Annotated in this window: 15 protein-coding genes and 1 other RNA gene; 14 read left to right on the plus strand and 2 right to left on the minus strand. The window is 71.1% G+C overall.

Going from position 1 to position 17,781, the window contains the following annotated elements:
* The first annotated feature begins 294 nt into the window (after positions 1-294).
* Positions 295-1,182, plus strand: a complete 888-nt coding sequence (locus ACZ7EC_RS04730; RefSeq protein WP_471058032.1) for a hypothetical protein — start codon at positions 295-297, stop codon at positions 1,180-1,182.
* Positions 1,183-1,302: 120 nt separating this feature from the next.
* Here the strand turns inward: ACZ7EC_RS04730 and ACZ7EC_RS04735 are convergent, their stop codons facing one another.
* The gene (locus ACZ7EC_RS04735) at positions 1,303-1,494 is read right to left on the minus strand and encodes a hypothetical protein (RefSeq protein ID WP_046423215.1); all 192 of its coding nucleotides are present in this window, start codon (positions 1,492-1,494) and stop codon (positions 1,303-1,305) included.
* A gap of 272 nt (positions 1,495-1,766) precedes the next feature.
* On the opposite strand from ACZ7EC_RS04735, the gene ftsE reads away from it, so the two are divergent.
* The 10 genes from ftsE (at position 1,767) to ACZ7EC_RS04785 (ending at position 12,899) form a co-directional block, all read left to right on the plus strand.
* Positions 1,767-2,456, plus strand: a complete 690-nt coding sequence (gene ftsE / locus ACZ7EC_RS04740; protein ID WP_037651391.1) for a cell division ATP-binding protein FtsE — start codon at positions 1,767-1,769, stop codon at positions 2,454-2,456.
* 43 nt (positions 2,457-2,499) lie between these two features.
* Positions 2,500-3,417 (plus strand): permease-like cell division protein FtsX, encoded by a 918-nt coding sequence (ftsX, locus tag ACZ7EC_RS04745; RefSeq protein WP_397985708.1) that lies wholly within the window; start codon positions 2,500-2,502, stop codon positions 3,415-3,417.
* Between the two features lie 67 nt (positions 3,418-3,484).
* Entirely contained in the window at positions 3,485-4,654 is a 1,170-nt protein-coding gene (locus ACZ7EC_RS04750) for a S41 family peptidase (protein ID WP_471058037.1), read from the plus strand.
* Positions 4,655-4,711: 57 nt separating this feature from the next.
* On the plus strand, positions 4,712-5,254 hold the full coding sequence (gene smpB, locus ACZ7EC_RS04755) for an SsrA-binding protein SmpB (RefSeq protein ID WP_397987276.1): 543 nt from the start codon (positions 4,712-4,714) through the stop codon (positions 5,252-5,254).
* Between the two features lie 98 nt (positions 5,255-5,352).
* Positions 5,353-5,721: a transfer-messenger RNA gene (ssrA, locus tag ACZ7EC_RS04760) on the plus strand.
* A gap of 212 nt (positions 5,722-5,933) precedes the next feature.
* Positions 5,934-7,361 (plus strand): FAD-binding oxidoreductase, encoded by a 1,428-nt coding sequence (locus ACZ7EC_RS04765; RefSeq protein ID WP_471058040.1) that lies wholly within the window; start codon positions 5,934-5,936, stop codon positions 7,359-7,361.
* Positions 7,362-7,466: 105 nt separating this feature from the next.
* Positions 7,467-8,027: a CGNR zinc finger domain-containing protein gene (locus ACZ7EC_RS04770; protein ID WP_471058043.1), complete on the plus strand. Its 561-nt coding sequence runs from the start codon at positions 7,467-7,469 to the stop codon at positions 8,025-8,027.
* Between the two features lie 143 nt (positions 8,028-8,170).
* Complete coding sequence (locus tag ACZ7EC_RS04775; protein WP_471058046.1) at positions 8,171-10,525, plus strand: HelD family protein; 2,355 nt, start codon at positions 8,171-8,173, stop codon at positions 10,523-10,525.
* Positions 10,526-10,892: 367 nt separating this feature from the next.
* Entirely contained in the window at positions 10,893-12,308 is a 1,416-nt protein-coding gene (locus tag ACZ7EC_RS04780; protein ID WP_471058049.1) for an NAD-dependent malic enzyme, read from the plus strand.
* Positions 12,309-12,617: 309 nt separating this feature from the next.
* The gene (locus tag ACZ7EC_RS04785) at positions 12,618-12,899 is read left to right on the plus strand and encodes an HU family DNA-binding protein (protein ID WP_014673024.1); all 282 of its coding nucleotides are present in this window, start codon (positions 12,618-12,620) and stop codon (positions 12,897-12,899) included.
* 229 nt (positions 12,900-13,128) lie between these two features.
* Here the strand turns inward: ACZ7EC_RS04785 and murA are convergent, their stop codons facing one another.
* Positions 13,129-14,469: a UDP-N-acetylglucosamine 1-carboxyvinyltransferase gene (gene murA / locus ACZ7EC_RS04790; protein ID WP_471058052.1), complete on the minus strand. Its 1,341-nt coding sequence runs from the start codon at positions 14,467-14,469 to the stop codon at positions 13,129-13,131.
* A 270-nt stretch (positions 14,470-14,739) separates the two neighbouring features.
* On the opposite strand from murA, the gene ACZ7EC_RS04795 reads away from it, so the two are divergent.
* From ACZ7EC_RS04795 to ACZ7EC_RS04805, 3 genes are all read left to right on the plus strand, one after another.
* Entirely contained in the window at positions 14,740-15,312 is a 573-nt protein-coding gene (locus ACZ7EC_RS04795; protein ID WP_471058055.1) for a YqgE/AlgH family protein, read from the plus strand.
* Positions 15,313-15,341: 29 nt separating this feature from the next.
* On the plus strand, positions 15,342-15,629 hold the full coding sequence (locus tag ACZ7EC_RS04800; protein WP_397985716.1) for a DUF3039 domain-containing protein: 288 nt from the start codon (positions 15,342-15,344) through the stop codon (positions 15,627-15,629).
* 217 nt (positions 15,630-15,846) lie between these two features.
* A complete protein-coding gene (locus tag ACZ7EC_RS04805) occupies positions 15,847-17,514 on the plus strand; it encodes a beta-N-acetylhexosaminidase (protein ID WP_471058059.1) in 1,668 nt (555 codons plus the stop codon).
* Positions 17,515-17,781 lie beyond the last annotated feature (267 nt).

Here is a 17,781-nt window from a genome sequence, read left to right on the forward strand (position 1 = left end):
TGACAACTGCCGCCCGTGTGGCGGCAGTTGTTGTTTTGTCCGGCTTTTACGTCACAATCACATGCTTCAAATCCCCTCGAACGCCCTCTGTCCGGGCAAAGCGACCAGAACGCTCTTGACGTTGCTTTGAAAAATCGGAAGGGTGAGCGCGGCATGCGTGTATCTGGGGCGCATGTGAACCGGGGGCGCCGAATCGCTCGATCATGATTCGGGGTTCGTCAGCTGCCTCCGTCGATCACGGCCAGCCCCACTGCGCGGCCTCATTGACGAACAGCTACTGGGGGTAGCAGCCATATGACGAAGAAGACGCGGATCCGGGTCGCGCGGATAGCCGCGGGCGCCGTGATCGCGGCCGGTGCGTCCCTGACCGCGGCCGGCGCGGCCTCCGCCCTGGACCTCGATGTCCACGCGGGTCCGATCAACCTCGGTGCGAAGGTCAAGCCTGACGACCCCTGCGACCCGGTGGGGATCTGTGACACCACCGGTGGCGACTCGACCACCACGGGCGGGGACGACACCACGACCGGTGGCGACCAGACCACCGGCGGTGACCAGACCACGGGTGGCGACCAGACCACCGGTGGGAACGACACCACGACCGGCGGCGACCAGACCACCGGTGGCGACCAGACCACGGGTGGCGACCAGACCACCGGTGGGAACGACACCACGACCGGCGGCGACCAGACCACCGGCGGTGACCAGACCACGGGTGGCGACCAGACCACCGGTGGGAACGACACCACGACCGGCGGCGACCAGACCACCGGTGGCGACCAGACCACCGGCGGTGACCAGACCACGGGCGGGAACGACACCACCGGCGGGAACCAGTCCACCGGCGGCCAGGGCAACTCCGGCGGCAACGGCACCGGCGGCACCGGCGGTGGCCACCACGGCGGCGGCGGCCACCACGGCGGCGGCACCGGTGGCGGCTCCGGCACCGGTGGCGACAGCCCCCAGGGCGGCGGCAACGACAACGCCACCCAGGAGGAGGGCTCCTCGGCCCTCACCGACACCGGGTCGGACAACCCGCAGCCGCAGACCGGCGGCAAGCAGCTCGCCGAGACCGGTGCCGGGCAGACCTCGTTCCTGGTCATCGGTGCCGCGACGATGATCGCCGGCGGTATCGGCTTCCGCATCCTGCCGCGTCTGGCCGGCCGGGGCGGCGCGGCCGCCTGACGGCAGCCGCACGGTAGACGCCCGCGTACCGCGCGTACGCGAAGGGCCCGGAGCCTCGGCTCCGGGCCCTGACGCTTTTCCGGGGTTTTTCCCGACCGCTTCTTACCTGGCAGGACCTGGTCAGGCGGTCTGATGCGCCAGCAGCGCCACCGCGGCGATCAGCACCGCGAGAAGCGCGATCAGCGCCATCGGGTTGATCCCGCCCAGGAAGCCCTCCTGCTGAAGACGCTCGCGGTTGGCCCGGCACACCGGGCACCGGCCCTCGCTCACGGGCGCCGCGCAGTTCGCGCACACCAACCGGTCGTACGTCATGCGCTCGCCCTCCTCGCACCGGCCGTATCACTTCGTACAACGCTCACAGGAACGCGGACGTTCCCCTCCCACTGTGCCAGTTTCCGCGGCGCCGTGCGCGGGGCCCTTGCCGCGGCGCCCGGACAGGCCGTCGCCGCGCCCACCTCGGTGCCCGCACCAACGACCGGTGCAAAAGCGTACAAGTCTTGCCCAACCTCAGCCTGCGCCTGCGCGTGCACACCCGGTTCGCGTATGGTCACGCTCATCTACCCCCGGCGACCCGTGGTGCATCCGTGATCCGATTCGACAATGTCTCCAAGGTCTACCCCAAGCAGACCCGTCCCGCACTCAGGGATGTCTCCCTGGAAGTGGAAAAGGGCGAGTTCGTCTTCCTCGTGGGGTCCTCCGGCTCCGGAAAGTCCACCTTCCTGCGGCTGGTCCTCCGCGAGGAGCGGTGCAGCCACGGCCAGGTGCACGTGCTGGGCAAAGACCTCGCCCGCCTCTCCAACTGGAAGGTGCCGCAGATGCGCCGCCAGCTGGGAACCGTCTTCCAGGACTTCCGCCTGCTGCCCAACAAGACGGTCGCGGAGAACGTGGCCTTCGCGCAGGAGGTGATCGGCAAGTCCCGCGGCGAGATCCGCAAGTCCGTGCCCCAGGTGCTCGACCTCGTCGGCCTCGGCGGCAAGGAGGACCGGATGCCCGGCGAGCTGTCCGGCGGTGAGCAGCAGCGGGTGGCCATCGCGCGCGCGTTCGTCAACCGGCCCAAGCTGCTGATCGCCGACGAGCCCACCGGCAACCTCGACCCGCAGACCTCCGTCGGCATCATGAAGCTGCTCGACCGGATCAACCGGACGGGCACCACCGTCATCATGGCGACGCACGACCAGAACATCGTGGACCAGATGCGCAAGCGCGTCATCGAGCTGGAGAAGGGCCGCCTCGTCCGCGACCAGACCCGCGGCGTCTACGGCTACCAGCACTGACCGCGCGCCCCAGTTCGTCCACGGAAAGGCACAACCCGACGCCATGCGCCCCCAGTTCGTCCTGTCGGAGATCGGTGTCGGTCTCCGCCGCAATCTCACGATGACCTTCGCGGTCATCGTCTCCGTCGCCCTGTCCCTGGCCCTCTTCGGCGGCTCCCTGCTGATGAGCGACCAGGTGAGCACCATGAAGGGCTACTGGTACGACAAGGTCAACGTCTCGATCTTCCTGTGCAACAAGCACGACGCCGAGCAGGACGTGCACTGCGCCAAGGGCGCGGTCACCGAGGACCAGAAGAAGCAGATCCTCTCCGACCTGCACAAGATGCCGATCGTCGAGAAGGTGTCGTACGAGTCGCAGGACGAGGCGTACAAGCACTACAAGGAGCAGTTCGGCAACTCCCCGCTGGCCGGCTCGCTCACGCCGGACCAGATGCAGGAGTCGTACCGGATCAAGCTCAAGGACCCGCAGAAGTACCAGGTGATCGCGACCGCGTTCAACGGGCGCGACGGCGTGCAGTCGGTGCAGGACCAGAAGGGCATCCTGGACAACCTCTTCCAGCTGCTGAACCTGATGAACCGCGGCGCGCTCGGCGTGATGGCGCTCATGCTGTTCGTGGCGCTGCTGCTGATCGTCAACACCGTGCGCGTGTCGGCGTTCAGCCGCCGGCGGGAGACCGGGATCATGCGCCTGGTCGGCGCCTCCGGCTTCTACATCCAGGCGCCGTTCATCGCCGAGGCCGCGGTCGCCGGGCTCATCGGCGGCGGTCTCGCCTGCGTCTTCCTGGTGGTCGGCCGGTACTTCACCATCGACCACGGCATGGACCTGTCCCACAAGCTGACGCTGATCAACTTCGTCGGCTGGGACTCGGTGCTGACCAAGCTGCCGCTGATCCTGGCGACCAGCGTGCTGATGCCGTCCCTGGCCGCGTTCTTCGCCTTGCGCAAGTACCTGAAGGTGTGACGCAAACCAAGACGGCGGGCAGGGCAACGGGCCGTGACGGCGGGTCCGTTGTCCTAGACTCACCGCCATGTCCGGCCGCGACCCGCTCTGTCCGCCTCACCGCGCCCGCCAAGGAGCCGCGCTGACCTTGGTCTTCGCCGGAGTCATCGTCGCCGGGGCGGTCACCGGCGCCTTCCCGGACCCCGACCACCCGGCGCCCCGGACCACCACCCCCGTGCCCGTGGGCGCCGTACGCGACGAGTCCGTACGGGACGCCGCCGCCCGCGCGATGGCCGACGGCACCTCCCCGATGGAGGCCGCCGAGCGGGCCGTCAGCCGCAGCGGCGACCGCTGGGGCGCCGTCTACTCCGAGGGCGAGTACCAGGAGTTCCAGGACGCCCTCGACGGCCGCTACACCGGCGTCGGCCTCTCCGCCGCGCGCCAACAGGACGGCCGTATCGAGGTCACCGAGGTGCGGCCCGGCTCGCCCGCCGCCGCGGCCGGCATCCGCACCGGCGACCGGCTGCGCAGCGTGGACGGCGCCCGCGCGGACGGCCTGCCGGTCACCGAGGTGGTCGCCCGGCTGCGCGGCGACGCCGACGACGCGCCCGCCGGCAAGACCGTCAGGCTCGGCCTCCAGCGCGGCACCCGCACCTGGACCCGGACCCTGCGCCGGGCCACCCTGACCACCGACTCGGTGAGCGCCCGCCGGCTGTCCGCGCGGGCCACCCTGATCCGGGTCGCCGCCTTCACCAAGGGCACCGGCGCCCGCGTCCGCGAGGCCCTGCGGGCCGCCCCGGCCGGCTCCGGGATCGTCCTGGACCTGCGCGGCAACTCCGGCGGCCTGGTCACCGAGGCCGTGGCCACCGCCTCCGCCTTCCTCGACGGCGGCCTGGTCGCCACCTACGACGCCGACGGCGCCCAGCACGCCCTGCACGCCACGCCCGGCGGGGACACCAGGCGTCCCCTGGTCGCCCTGGTCGACGGCGGCACCATGAGCGCGGCCGAGCTGCTCACCGGCGCGCTCCAGGACCGGGGCCGCGCGGTGGTGATCGGCACGCGCACCTTCGGCAAGGGCTCCATCCAGATGCCGACGAGCCTCCCCGACGGCTCGGTGGCCGAGCTGACCGTGGGCCACTACCGCACCCCCTGCGGGCACGCGGTCGACGGCCGGGGCATCACGCCGGACCTGGAAGCGGGGGACGGCGTGCTGCGACGCGCCGAGACCGTCCTCACCGGCCTGGGCGAAGCGGATTAAAGGCTGGCCGTAGGCCCCCCGCGTAGTGCGAAAATGGACGGCACTATGAGCAAGGGAATGTACGTACCCAAGGAGTCCCAGCCCAAGCAGGGCGGCGGGGCGGGCAAGGCCAGGGACGGCGAGAAGGGCGGCAAGCGCAAGATCGTCGCCCAGAACAAGAAGGCCCGGCACGACTACGCGATCATCGACACCTACGAGGCCGGGCTCGTGCTCACCGGCACCGAGGTCAAGTCGCTGCGCGAGGGCCGGACCTCGCTGACCGACGGCTTCGTCCAGATCGACCGGGGCGAGGCGTGGCTGCACAACGCCCACATCCCGGAGTACCACCAGGGCAGCTGGACCAACCACTCCGCGCGCCGCAAGCGCAAGCTGCTGCTGCACCGCGAGGAGATCGACAAGCTGGAGTCCAAGGCCCAGGAGACGGGTCACACCATCGTGCCGCTCGCCCTGTACTTCCGGGACGGCCGCGCGAAGGCCGAGATCGCGCTCGCACGGGGCAAGAAGGAGTACGACAAGCGGCAGACCCTGCGGGAGAAGCAGGACCGGCGCGAGTCGGAGCGCGCCATCGCGGCGGCGAAGCGGAGGCAGCGCGGCGTGTAGGCCCCCCTGGGGAATACGCTGGCATCGACCCGCGTTGGTCCCGTACGATGGCAGCAGCACCGGACGCCAGCCCGGTGCGCACCTTGAAAAAACAACATGGGGATGATCGGTTTCGACAGCGGTTGTCGAAGCAGGGGAAGCGTGTCGAGGAAGCGGCCATGATCTCGTAAACCACAGGCCGAAAAAAATAATCGCCAACACCAAGCGCGATTCCTTCGCCCTCGCTGCCTAAGTAGCGACTTGCGAAGTGTCAGCCCGGGGCTGTTCCCGACCCGGATCCTGGCATCAGCTAGGGAACTAAACCTTGATCCCGGTCACGGGGTGAAGAGGGAAATCAAACAGTGACTGAGCCCGTCGGCGACTTGTTCGCGTGATCGCCGGGGCTGAGAAAATCACAGCGAACTGCACACGGAGAAGCCCTGATTCCGCACCGTTGGACGCGGGTTCGATTCCCGCCATCTCCACGAACCCCTCCGGGGGTACCCCATGTGGGCAAAGGCCCCGCCGCATCAAGCGGCGGGGCCTTTGCCGTGCGCGGCCCCGAACGACCCCGTCGGCGCGGCTGTCTCCCGCAAGGCGTCGTGCGGATGATCGGTCCCCGGCGTGCGGGAGCCGGTCTGTCGGCGGACAATGTTCGCGGCGGCATGAAGTTCCGTTGGGTGGACCGAGGTGTTCGGCCATGAGCGTCATCGGCGAGGTCGCTCTGGACACGCTGCGGGGGACGGTGCGGGGAGGCGTCGTCGGGCCGGGGGACGGCGGGTACGACGAGGCGCGGGGGATCTACAACGCCATGATCGACCGGCGGCCGGCCGGGTTCGCGCGGTGTGCGGACGTGGCGGACGTGCGGACCGTGCTCGCGTTCGCGCAGGACCACGGCGTCGCGGTGGCCGTGCGCGGGGGCGGGCACAGCGGGCCGGGGCTGTGTCTGGTGGACGGCGCGCTCACTCTGGATCTGGCGCCCATGCGCTGGGTCCACGTCGAACCGGCGACCCGTACCGCCCGCGTGGGCGGCGGGACCCTGCTCGGCGATCTCGACCACGCGGCGCACACCTTCGGCCTGGGCGTGCCCTCCGGGATCATGTCCACCACCGGTGTCGGCGGGCTCACCCTCGGCGGTGGACACGGCCACCTCACCCGCCGTTACGGCCTGACCATCGACAGCCTGCTCTCCGCCGACGTGGTGCTCGCCGACGGCAGCCTCGTCACCGCCTCCGCCGACGAGCACCCCGACCTGTTCTGGGCGCTCCGGGGCGGCGGCGGCAACTTCGGGGTCGTCACCTCCTTCGCCTTCCGGTTGCACCCGGTGGACACCGTCGGGGTCGCGATCACCCTGTGGCCGGTCGACCGGGTACGCGAAGTGCTGTGCTGGTACCGGGAGTTCCTGCCCGCCGCGCCGGACGAGCTGAACGGGTTCTTCGTGCTGCTGACCGTCCCGCCGGGCCCGCCGTTCCCCGAACCGCTGCACGGGAAGAAGATGTGCGGGGTGGTGTGGTGCCACACGCCGGGGCGCGCCGGAACGTCCGGGGAGGCGGACCCCGCGGAGGACGAACAGGAGCGGCTGGAGCGGGCCGTCGCCGCCGTGGCCGCCGCCGGGCAGCCCGCCTTCCACTTCACCGCGGTGATGCCCTATCCCGTCCTCCAGACCATGTTCGACCAGCTGCTGCCCAAGGGCCTCCAGTGGTACTGGCGCGGGGACTTCTTCGACGCCATCGGCGACGACGCCATCGCCGTGCACGAGAGATACGGCCGGGACCTCCCCACCGGCCTGTCCACCATGCACCTCTACCCGGTGGACGGGGCGGCCCACCGGACCGGACCCGACGAGACGGCCTGGGCCTACCGGGACGCCCGGTGGTCCGGCGTCATCGCCGGCATCGACCCCGACCCCGCCAACGCCGCCCGGATCGCCGGCTGGTGCGTCGACTACTGGAACGATCTGCACCCGTACTCCATGGGCGGCGGCTACCTCAACTTCCTGGGCGAGCAGGAGCCCACCGACCGGGTCCGGGCCACCTACCGCGGCCACTACGACCGGCTGGCCGCGGTCAAACGCACTTACGACCCCGGCAACTTCTTCCACGCCAACCAGAACATCCCGCCCGCCTGAGGGCGACCGGTGCCGGCACGAGGGGTTCCGGCGGCCCGGTCGGGCGGGCACTGTGGGAGCAAGCGGTCTGTACGACTCCCCGTATGCCTAGGCGGTGACAGGCACATGGCGCTGCGGTTCGATGCCGGACGGGTATGTCTGGATCTGTTGGCGACCTGCCATCCCGGTGAACGGCTCGATTCCGTCGGGGCGTTGTGCCGCTGGATCGAGGAGGCCGGGCTGGTCCCGGCCGGTACGGGGCTCGCGCACGCCGACGAGTCCTGGGTGGTGCGGTTCCACGAAGTGCGGCAGGACATAGGGCAGTTGGTGCGGCGCGCCGGTGGCCCGGTGTCGTGCGGGAGAGCGCTCGCGCGGGTGAACGAGGTGGCCCGCGGGGCGCCCCCGGTGCCCTGTGCCGTACGGCGCGGCGACGGGACGCTCGTACGCGAACTGGTCGCGCCGCCCGGACCCGCCGCCCTGCTCGCGCTGCTCGCCCGCGACGCCGTGGAACTGCTCACCGACCCCGTGGCGCGGGCCGCCCTGCGCGAGTGCGAGGGGGACAACTGTCCGCTCCTCTACCTCGACACCTCCCGCGGGCGCCGCCGGCGCTGGTGCTCCAGCGAGGTGTGCGGCAACCGGGAGCGGGTCGCCCGCCACCGCCGCCGGGCCGCCCTCACCCGCGCCTGAGCGCCCGCGACCCGCGCCCGAGCACCCGCGCCCCGGACCTCCGCGTCCCGGACATCCGCGCACGGGACCGGTGGGTGGCGTAGCCTCGCCCGCCCCCCTTCGCGTACGGTTGACGGCTGCCCAGCACGTCAGAAGGGGGCCCGGTGGCCGCTCAGGTTCAGCATTCCGCGGTCGGCTCGGAACACGACGCACAGGACTCCGTGCGCGACCGAGAGATCAGCGTCGAACAGGCACACCTGGACCGGGTGTACCGGCGGCTCGAGGAGAAGATCCACGAGGCCGAGTTCCTGATGAACGACGCGGCCCAGCGCGGCCAGGTCGGCACCCCCGGCGCGCTCGCCGAGCGGGACGCGCAGGTCTTCCGCGCCGGTGTCCACCTGAACCGGCTCAACAACGAGTTCGAGGACTTCCTGTTCGGGCGGATCGACCTGCTGCTCGGCAAGGACGGCAAGAAGGGGCCCGACGGGGCCTACACGGCGGTCGAGCCGGCCGAGGGCGCGGTGCGCGAGGACAACACCGCCGACATCGCCGAGACCCTGCACATCGGGCGCATCGGCGTCCTCGACGAGGACTACGCGCCGCTCGTCATCGACTGGCGCGCCCCCGCCGCCGCGCCCTTCTACCGGGCCACCCCCGTGGAGCCCGGCCGGGTGGTGCGCCGGCGGGTCATCCGCTCCAAGGGGCGCCGGGTGCTCGGCGTCGAGGACGACCTGATGCGCCCCTCGCTCACCGCCTGTCTCGACGGCCGGGAGCTGGCCGTCATCGGCGACGGCGCCCTGATGGCCGCCCTCGGCCAGGCCCGCGGCCACACCATGCGGGACATCGTCTCCTCCATCCAGGCCGAGCAGGACCTCGTCATCCGGGCCCCCGCCGCCTCGATCACGTACGTCGAGGGCGGCCCCGGCACCGGCAAGACCGCGGTCGCCCTGCACCGCGCCGCCTACCTGCTCTACCAGGACCGCAGGCGGTACGCGGGCGGCATCCTCATCGTCTCCCCGACCCCGCTGCTCGTCGCCTACACCGAGGGCGTGCTGCCCTCGCTCGGCGAGGAGGGCCAGGTCGCGATCCGGGCGATCGGCTCGCTGGTCGACGGCGTGGAGGCGACGCTGTACGACTCCCCGTCCGTGGCCCGCGCCAAGGGCTCGTACCGGATGCTGAAGGTGCTGCGGAAGGCCGCCAGGGGCGCCCTGGAGCTGGGCCCGGCCGTCCAGGCGGCCCGCGACGAGGACGACGACGCGCCGCGGCGGGCCGCCGACCCCGCCCGCCTCCGCGTCGTCGCCTTCGGCCGCCGGCTCGAACTGGAGGCCGAGGAGCTGGACCACATCCGCCGTACCGCCCTCGGCGGCACCGCCCCCGTCAACCTGCTGCGCCCGCGCGCCCGCAAGCTGCTGCTGGACGCCCTGTGGGCGAAGTCCGGCGCCGGGGCCCGGCACACCGACCCGGAGCTGGCGGCCGAGCTGCGGTCCTCCTTCGACGAGGACATCACGGGCGAGGACGCCTTCCTCGGCTTCCTGGACGCGTGGTGGCCGGAGCTGACCCCGGCGCGGGTGCTCGACGCCATGGCCGACGAGAAGCGGCTCGGCCGCTGGGCGCGCCGCATCCTCAACCCCGGCGAGGTGCGCAAGGTGGCCCGTTCGCTCAAGCGGGACGGCCGTACGGTGCACGACATCGCCCTGCTGGACGAGCTCCAGGCGATCCTGGGCGCCCCGGCCCGGCCCCGCAGGAAGCGGGAGCTCGACCCGCTGGACCAGCTCACCGGCCTGGAGGAGCTGATGCCGGTGCGCGAGGAGACCCAGCGGGAACGGGCCGAGCGGCTGGCGCAGGAGCGCACCGAGTACGCGCACGTCATCGTGGACGAGGCGCAGGACCTCACGCCGATGCAGTGGCGCATGGTGGGCCGCCGCGGCCGGCACGCCACCTGGACGGTGGTCGGGGACCCGGCCCAGTCCTCCTGGTCCGACCCGGACGAGGCCGCCGAGGCCCGCGACGAGGCCCTGGGCACCCGCCCCCGGCGCCGCTTCCGGCTCACCGTGAACTACCGCAACCCCGCCGAGATCGCCGACCTGGCCGCCCGCGTGCTCGCGCTCGCCATGCCCGGCGCCGAGTCGCCCAGAGCCGTGCGGTCCACCGGGGTCGAGCCGCGCTTCACCGTCGTGCGGGAGTCCCTCCAGGACACCGTGCGGGCCGAGGCGGAGCGGCTGCTGGACCTGGTGGACGGCACGGTCGGCGTGGTCGTCGCGATGAACCGGCGCGAGGAGGCGAGACGCTGGCTGGCCGGGCTCGGCGACCGGGTGGTGGCGCTCGGCAGCCTGGAGGCCAAGGGCCTGGAGTACGACGCGACGGTCGTCGTCTCGCCCGCGGAGATCGCCGACGAGTCCCCGGCCGGGCTGCGCGTGCTCTACGTGGCGCTCACCCGCGCGACCCAGCAGCTCACGGTGGTCTCGGGGGAGCGGGACGAGCCGGACGCGGCCGGGGTGCCGGATCTGCTGCGCGACTGATTTCCGGCGAACTCCCGCCGAGGGGAATGGCATCCGGCATCCGTTTGTTAGCCTGGGTACGGCACCGGCTCGATCCAAGCCCCCGGGCCCAACCTTCGTCCCTTCGAGGGACCACTTGCCGCGAGGCGAGCATGGCGGGCCGGTGTCGCCAACGTGGGAGGCCCACGTCACGATCAAGTGGCGTGGGCCTCTTTCTTATGCCCGTCAACTCTCGTATGGTGGAAGTCGTTTTCCGAAACCACGTACCGACCGGTCATCGACTGTGTACAAAACGTTCGCAATCCAGGGCGACTAGCACGTACTGATCGGTAGGTGCGACGATCGGACGGCAAAACTCGCGACACGGTGAAAGCAGAGGAAGTCGGCCATGGCAACGGCGCCCAGCGTCTCCTACTCGATGACCATCCGGCTGGAGGTGCCCGCGAGCGGAACCGCCGTCTCGCAGCTCACCAACGCCGTGGAGTCCTCCGGAGGCTCGGTGACCGGCCTCGACGTCACCGCGTCCGGGCACGAGAAGCTCCGTATCGACGTCACCATCGCGGCCACGTCCACGGCCCACGCCGAGGAGATCGTCGGGAAGCTGCGCGGCATCGAGGGCGTCACCCTCGGCAAGGTCTCCGACCGTACGTTCCTGATGCACCTCGGCGGCAAGATCGAGATGCAGTCCAAGCACCCCATCCGCAACCGTGACGACCTCTCCATGGTCTACACGCCGGGTGTGGCCCGCGTCTGCATGGCGATCGCCGAGAACCCCGAGGACGCCCGCCGCCTCACCATCAAGCGCAACTCCGTTGCGGTCGTGACGGACGGTTCCGCGGTGCTCGGCCTCGGCAACATCGGCCCCAAGGCCGCGCTGCCCGTCATGGAGGGCAAGGCGGCCCTCTTCAAGCGCTTCGCCGGCATCGACGCCTGGCCGCTGTGCCTGGACACCCAGGACACCGACGCGATCGTGGAGATCGTCAAGGCGATCGCCCCCGGCTTCGCGGGCATCAACCTGGAGGACATCTCCGCGCCCCGCTGCTTCGAGATCGAGGCCCGGCTGCGCGAGGCCCTGGACATCCCGGTCTTCCACGACGACCAGCACGGCACCGCAATCGTCGTGCTGGCCGCGCTGACCAACGCGCTGCGCGTCACCGGCAAGGCGATCGAGAACATCCGGATCGTGATGTCCGGCGCCGGCGCGGCCGGTACGGCCATCCTCAAGCTGCTGCTCGCGGCGGGCGCCAAGAACGCCGTCGTCGCCGACATCCACGGCGTGGTGCACGCGGGCCGCACGGACCTGGTGGACGCCCCGGCCGACTCGCCGCTGCGCTGGATCGCCGACAACACCAACCACGAGGGCCTCACCGGGACCCTGAAGGAGGCTGTGCGCGGCGCGGACGTCTTCATCGGCGTCTCGGCCCCGAACGTCCTGGACGGCGACGACGTGGCCGCCATGGCGGACGGCGCGATCGTGTTCGCGCTCGCGAACCCGGACCCCGAGGTGGACCCGGCGATCGCCCGCCAGACGGCCGCGGTGGTGGCCACCGGCCGCTCGGACTTCCCCAACCAGATCAACAACGTGCTGGTCTTTCCGGGTGTCTTCCGCGGCCTGCTGGACGCGCAGTCCCGTACCGTCAACACCGAGATGATGCTCGCCGCCGCCAAGGCACTCGCCGACGTGGTCGGCGAGGACGAGCTGAACCCGAACTACATCATTCCGAGCGTCTTCAACGACAGGGTCGCGGGCGCCGTCGCCGGCGCGGTCCGCGAGGCTGCCAAGGCGGTCGGCGCAACCGCCTGACCAGGGAAGACCGCCCGACCGCGGCGTGTCGTACGGTGCCGGGGGCTGTGAGGATCACCACGGTGGCCCCCCGCACCGGCGCGTCGTGGAACCACCTGGTACCGGGCGCCCTCTAGGGTGACGCCGATCAGGCGCTTTTCGTGTGACTCCCCAGGGTGTTCTCACGACTCCTACGGGTGCCGGATTGGCTTTCCCGCCGCAGGTAGGGGCAGGATGCGTCCCTGGGCGCGAGCGCATCGGCATCGCAGTGCCGCCGGCATGACCGCCACGTGGCACACCCCAACGGCAAGAAAACACGGGAGTAACAACATGAACCGCAGTGAGCTGGTGGCCGCGCTGGCCGACCGCGCCGAGGTGACCCGCAAGGACGCCGACGCCGTGCTGGCCGCGTTCGCCGAGACCGTCGGCGAGATCGTCGCCAAGGGCGACGAGAAGGTCACCATCCCCGGCTTCCTGACCTTCGAGCGCACCCACCGTGCCGCTCGTACCGCGCGCAACCCGCAGACCGGCGAGCCGATCAACATCCCCGCCGGGTTCAGCGTGAAGGTCACCGCGGGCTCCAAGCTCAAGGAAGCGGCCAAGGGCAAGTAAGCGCTCCGCGTTGAGCGCCGGTCCACCGGAGCGCCGTTCGAGGTGAGCGCCGTGGGTGGTTGACGGGCCGTCGTGGCTGGTCGCGCCCGCGCGGCGGAGCCGGGAACCAACACGGCCCGCGCCCCTTCCGAGCGCACCCCGGCGGGCGGCGCCGGATGGGCCGACGACATCGAACAGGGCGGTCCCCCTCAGCTGAGGGGGACCGCCCTGTTTGCTTGTTTGCTCGAGGTCAGCCGAGGGCCTTGCCCGGCAGTTCGACCTTGGCGCCCAGCTCCACGAGCTTCTCCATGAAGTTCTCGTAGCCGCGGTTGATCAGCTCGATGCCGTGGACGCGCGAGGTGCCCTCGGCGGCCAGGGCCGCGATCAGGTACGAGAAGCCGCCGCGCAGGTCGGGGATGACCAGGTCGGCGCCCTGGAGCCGGGTCGGGCCCGAGACGACCGCGGAGTGCAGGAAATTGCGCTGGCCGAAGCGGCAGTCGGAGCCGCCCAGGCACTCGCGGTAGAGCTGGATGTGGGCACCCATCTGGTTGAGCGCCGAGGTGAAGCCGAGGCGGGACTCGTAGACCGTCTCGTGGATGATCGACAGGCCGGTGGCCTGGGTGAGCGCCACCACCAGCGGCTGCTGCCAGTCGGTCTGGAAACCGGGGTGGACGTCCGTCTCCAGGGCGATGGACTTCAGCTGGCCGCCCGGATGCCAGAAGCGGATGCCCTCGTCGTCGATCTCGAAGGCGCCGCCGACCTTGCGGTAGGTGTTCAGGAACGTCATCATCGAGCGCTGCTGGGCGCCCCGGACGTAGATGTTGCCGCCGGTCGCGAGGGCCGCGGACGCCCAGGACGCGGCCTCCAGGCGGTCCGGCAGGGCCCGGTGGGTGTAGCCGCCGAGCTTGTCCACGCCGGTGATGCGGATGGTCCGGTCGGTGTCCATCGCGATGATCGCGCCCATCTTCTGCAGCACGCAGATGAGGTCCTCGATCTCCGGCTCGACGGCCGCGTTGGACAGCTCCGTGACGCCCTCGGCCAGCACCGCCGTCAGCAGCACCTGCTCGGTCGCGCCCACCGACGGGTAGGGCAGCGTGATCTTCGTACCGCGCAGGCCCTTCGGCGCCTCCAGGTACTGCCCGTCCGCGCGCTTCTCGATGCTCGCGCCGAACTGCCGCAGCACGTCGAAGTGGAAGTCGATGGGCCGGCCGCCGATGTCGCAGCCGCCGAGACCGGGGATGAACGCGTGCCCGAGCCGGTGCAGCAGCGGGCCGCAGAACAGGATCGGGATACGGCTGGAGCCGGCGTGGGCGTCGATGTCGGCCACGTTGGCGCTCTCGACGTACGTCGGGTCGAGCACCAGCTCGCCGGGCTCCTCACCCGGACGGACCGTCACGCCGTGCAACTGGAGCAGCCCGCGCACGACGCGCACGTCACGGATGTCCGGAACGTTGCGCAGCCGGCTCGGCCCGCTGCCGAGCAGCGCGGCGACCATGGCCTTCGGTACGAGGTTCTTCGCACCGCGGACACGGATCTCGCCCTCAAGCGGGTTTCCGCCGTGGACAAGCAGGACATCGTCGTTGACGGTCATGAATCTCGCGTTCCGATCAGATGGGCATGGGGGCCGCCGATCACGGACGGGCCGTGGGACAGGGTAATCGCCGATCACCCCCCGTTCGTAAGTCCGCGTGCCGCCCCGTCGCGTCATGGCGTGTCACAACACGAACCGTTTGCAATCGGACACACGCGGTCACCGCGCGTGAGTGTGCGCCGGTTCTGCTCCCACGCTCCCTGAGCTGCGTTCACTCGGGCACTCCGATTGGCTCCCCACGGCGGGGGAAGATGCGGGATCATGTCTGGCATGACCGAGGTGTCCTCGCTCACAGGGCGGCTGCTCGTGGCCACCCCCGCCCTGGCGGACCCGAACTTCGACCGCGCGGTGGTGCTCCTCCTCGACCACGACGAGGAGGGTTCCCTCGGCGTCGTCCTCAACCGCCCCACCCCGGTGGGTGTCGGGGACATCCTGGAGGGCTGGGCCGACCTCACCGGCGAGCCGGGCGTCGTCTTCCAGGGCGGGCCGGTCTCGCTGGACTCCGCGCTCGGCGTGGCGGTCATACCGGGCGGGGCGAACGGCGAGCGGGCCCCGGTGGGCTGGCGGCGGGTGCACGGCGCGATCGGGCTGGTCGACCTGGAGGCGCCGCCCGAACTGCTCGCCCCGGCCGTCGGCTCGCTGCGGATCTTCGCCGGATACGCCGGCTGGGGGCCGGGCCAGCTGGAGGAGGAGCTGGCCGAGGGCGCCTGGTACGTGGTGGAGTCCGAGCCCGGTGACGTGTCCTCGCCGGAGCCCGAGCGGCTGTGGCGGGAGGTGCTGCGCCGCCAGCGCAGCGAGCTGGCGATGGTGGCCACGTATCCGGACGACCCTTCGCTCAACTGATGCCCCGGCGCTTCAGTACCCTGGGCAATATGAGCACTCTTGAGCCCGAGCGCGGGACTGGTACGGGGACCCTCGTAGAGCCGACGCCGCAGGTGTCCCACGGCGACGGCGACCACGAGCGCTTCGCCCACTACGTCCAGAAGGACAAGATCATGGCGAGCGCCCTCGACGGCACCCCCGTCGTGGCGCTGTGCGGGAAGGTCTGGGTGCCGGGCCGCGACCCGAAGAAGTACCCCGTGTGCCCCATGTGCAAGGAGATCTACGAGTCCATGGGCAGCGGCGGCGACAAGGACAAGGGCGGCGACAAGGGCAAGTAGGCCCCGCCTCACCCGGTGACCCGCGAGGGCCCCGGCGCGCTCCCGCGTGCGCCGGGGCCCTTCGCCGTGCCGGGACCGCCGAGCCGTGCCGGCACCCGTCGATTGGTCGAGACCTCTTGTGGGCGGGTTCCGGTCCACCTAGCCTCCCTACCGATCGGCTGGTTGTGCGGAGCGAAACGGCTGTTGCACAGGGTGCAACACGGGGCGTGGAGGCCACATGGGTGAGATCGGCGGCACGGGGACGGCCGCAGCCGGGGAAGTGGCGCTGATCCCGGCGCCGGGCGAGGTCGCGGCGCCGGGAGGCCGCTGTGCCGTGGACGCGGACACCGGGATCGATGCCGCCGAGGGCACCGAAGGGGTGGCGCGCTGGCTGCGCTCGACGGTCGGCGCGGCGACCGGCCTGCCCTTCGCGCCGGACCGCGAAGGAGAGAGCCGGGTACGGCTGCGGATCGTGCCCGCGCTCGCGGAGGAACTCGGCGGCCCGGAGTCGTACCGGTTGACCGCCGAAAACAGGGTGGTCACCCTGGAAGGGGCGAGCGAGGCCGGGCTGTTCTGGGCCGCCGGCACCTTTCGGCAACTGCTCGGACCCGAGGCCTTCCGGCGCGCCCCCGTCAGTGATCGCCAGTCCTGGGAATTCCCGGCGCTCACCGTGCGCGACAGCCCCCGATTCGGCTGGCGCGGGCTGCTGCTCGACGTGGCCCGGCACTTCATGCCCAAGGACGGGGTGCTGCGCTATCTCGACCTGATGGCCGCGCACAAACTCAATGTGCTGCACCTGCACCTGACGGACGATCAGGGCTGGCGGATCGAGATCAGGCGGTATCCGGAACTGACCGAGACCGGCTCCTGGCGGGCACGGACGAAATTCGGTCACCGGGCCTCGCCGCTGTGGGAGGAGAAGCCGCACGGGGGTTACTACACGCAGGACGACATCCGGGAAATCGTCGCCTACGCGGCCGAGCGGCATATCACCGTCGTACCGGAAATCGATGTACCGGGGCATTCGCAGGCGGCCATCGCCGCCTATCCGGAGCTCGGCAACACCGACGTGGTCGACACGAGCGCACTCTCCGTCTGGGACACCTGGGGGATCAACCCCAACGTACTGGCACCCACCGACGACACCCTCCGGTTCTACGAAGGGGTGTTCGAGGAGGTGCTGGAGATGTTCCCGTCACGGTTCATCCACATCGGTGGCGACGAATGCCCGAAGGACCAGTGGCAGAAGTCGCCGGCCGCCCAGGAGCGCATCGCCGCACTGGGCCTCGCCGACGAGGACGGGCTCCAGTCGTGGTTCGTCCGGCACTTCGACACCTGGCTCGGGGCGCGCGGGCGCCGGCTGATCGGCTGGGACGAGATCCTCCAGGGCGGCCTCGCGCCGGGCGCCGCGGTGTCCTCCTGGCGCGGCTACGAGGGCGGGGTCACCGCCGCGCGCGCCGGACACGACGTCGTCATGTGCCCCGAGCAGTACGTGTACCTGGACCACCGGCAGGCCCCCGGCGACGAGGAGCCGGTGCCGATCGGCTTCGTGCGCACCCTGGAGGACGTCTACCGGTTCGAACCGGTTCCGGTGGCGCTCACCGAGGCCGAGGCGCGTCATGTGCTCGGCACCCAGGCCAATGTGTGGACCGAGGTCCTGGAGGACGCCCGGCGCGTGGACTACCAGGCGTTTCCCCGGCTCGCCGCGTTCGCGGAGGTCGCCTGGAGCCGGCTGCCCGCGCCCCCGGAGCGGGACTTCGCGGACTTCGAGCGCCGGATGGCCGTGCACTACCGGCGACTTGACGCGCTGGGCGTCGCGTACCGGCCGCCGGCCGGACCCCGGCCCTGGCAGCGGCGGCCCGGCGTGCCGGGCCGCCCGATCGACGGACCGCCGCCCATCAGGTGACCCGGCGGGCGGGCTCCGGCCGGCGATCCCGGACGGCCGGAACCCGCCGGGTGCGCCCCAACGGGCGTACCGGGCAACGGGGATAGAACAGACAGCGGAAAAACCACGTCAGCTTCACCGAAGAGTGGCAATTCACGCGCACCGGTGAAGCAGTGCGAAAACGGACCATCTCCCCGGTGAGGTGGGCGAATGCCTCCTAGCGGACCCCCGCGTTCGAGCCCTGCGAAGATGTGCCAGAGTTGCCACGTCCGCCCTGTCAGCACGTAC

This window comes from Streptomyces sp. NPDC037203, from assembly GCF_055605065.1.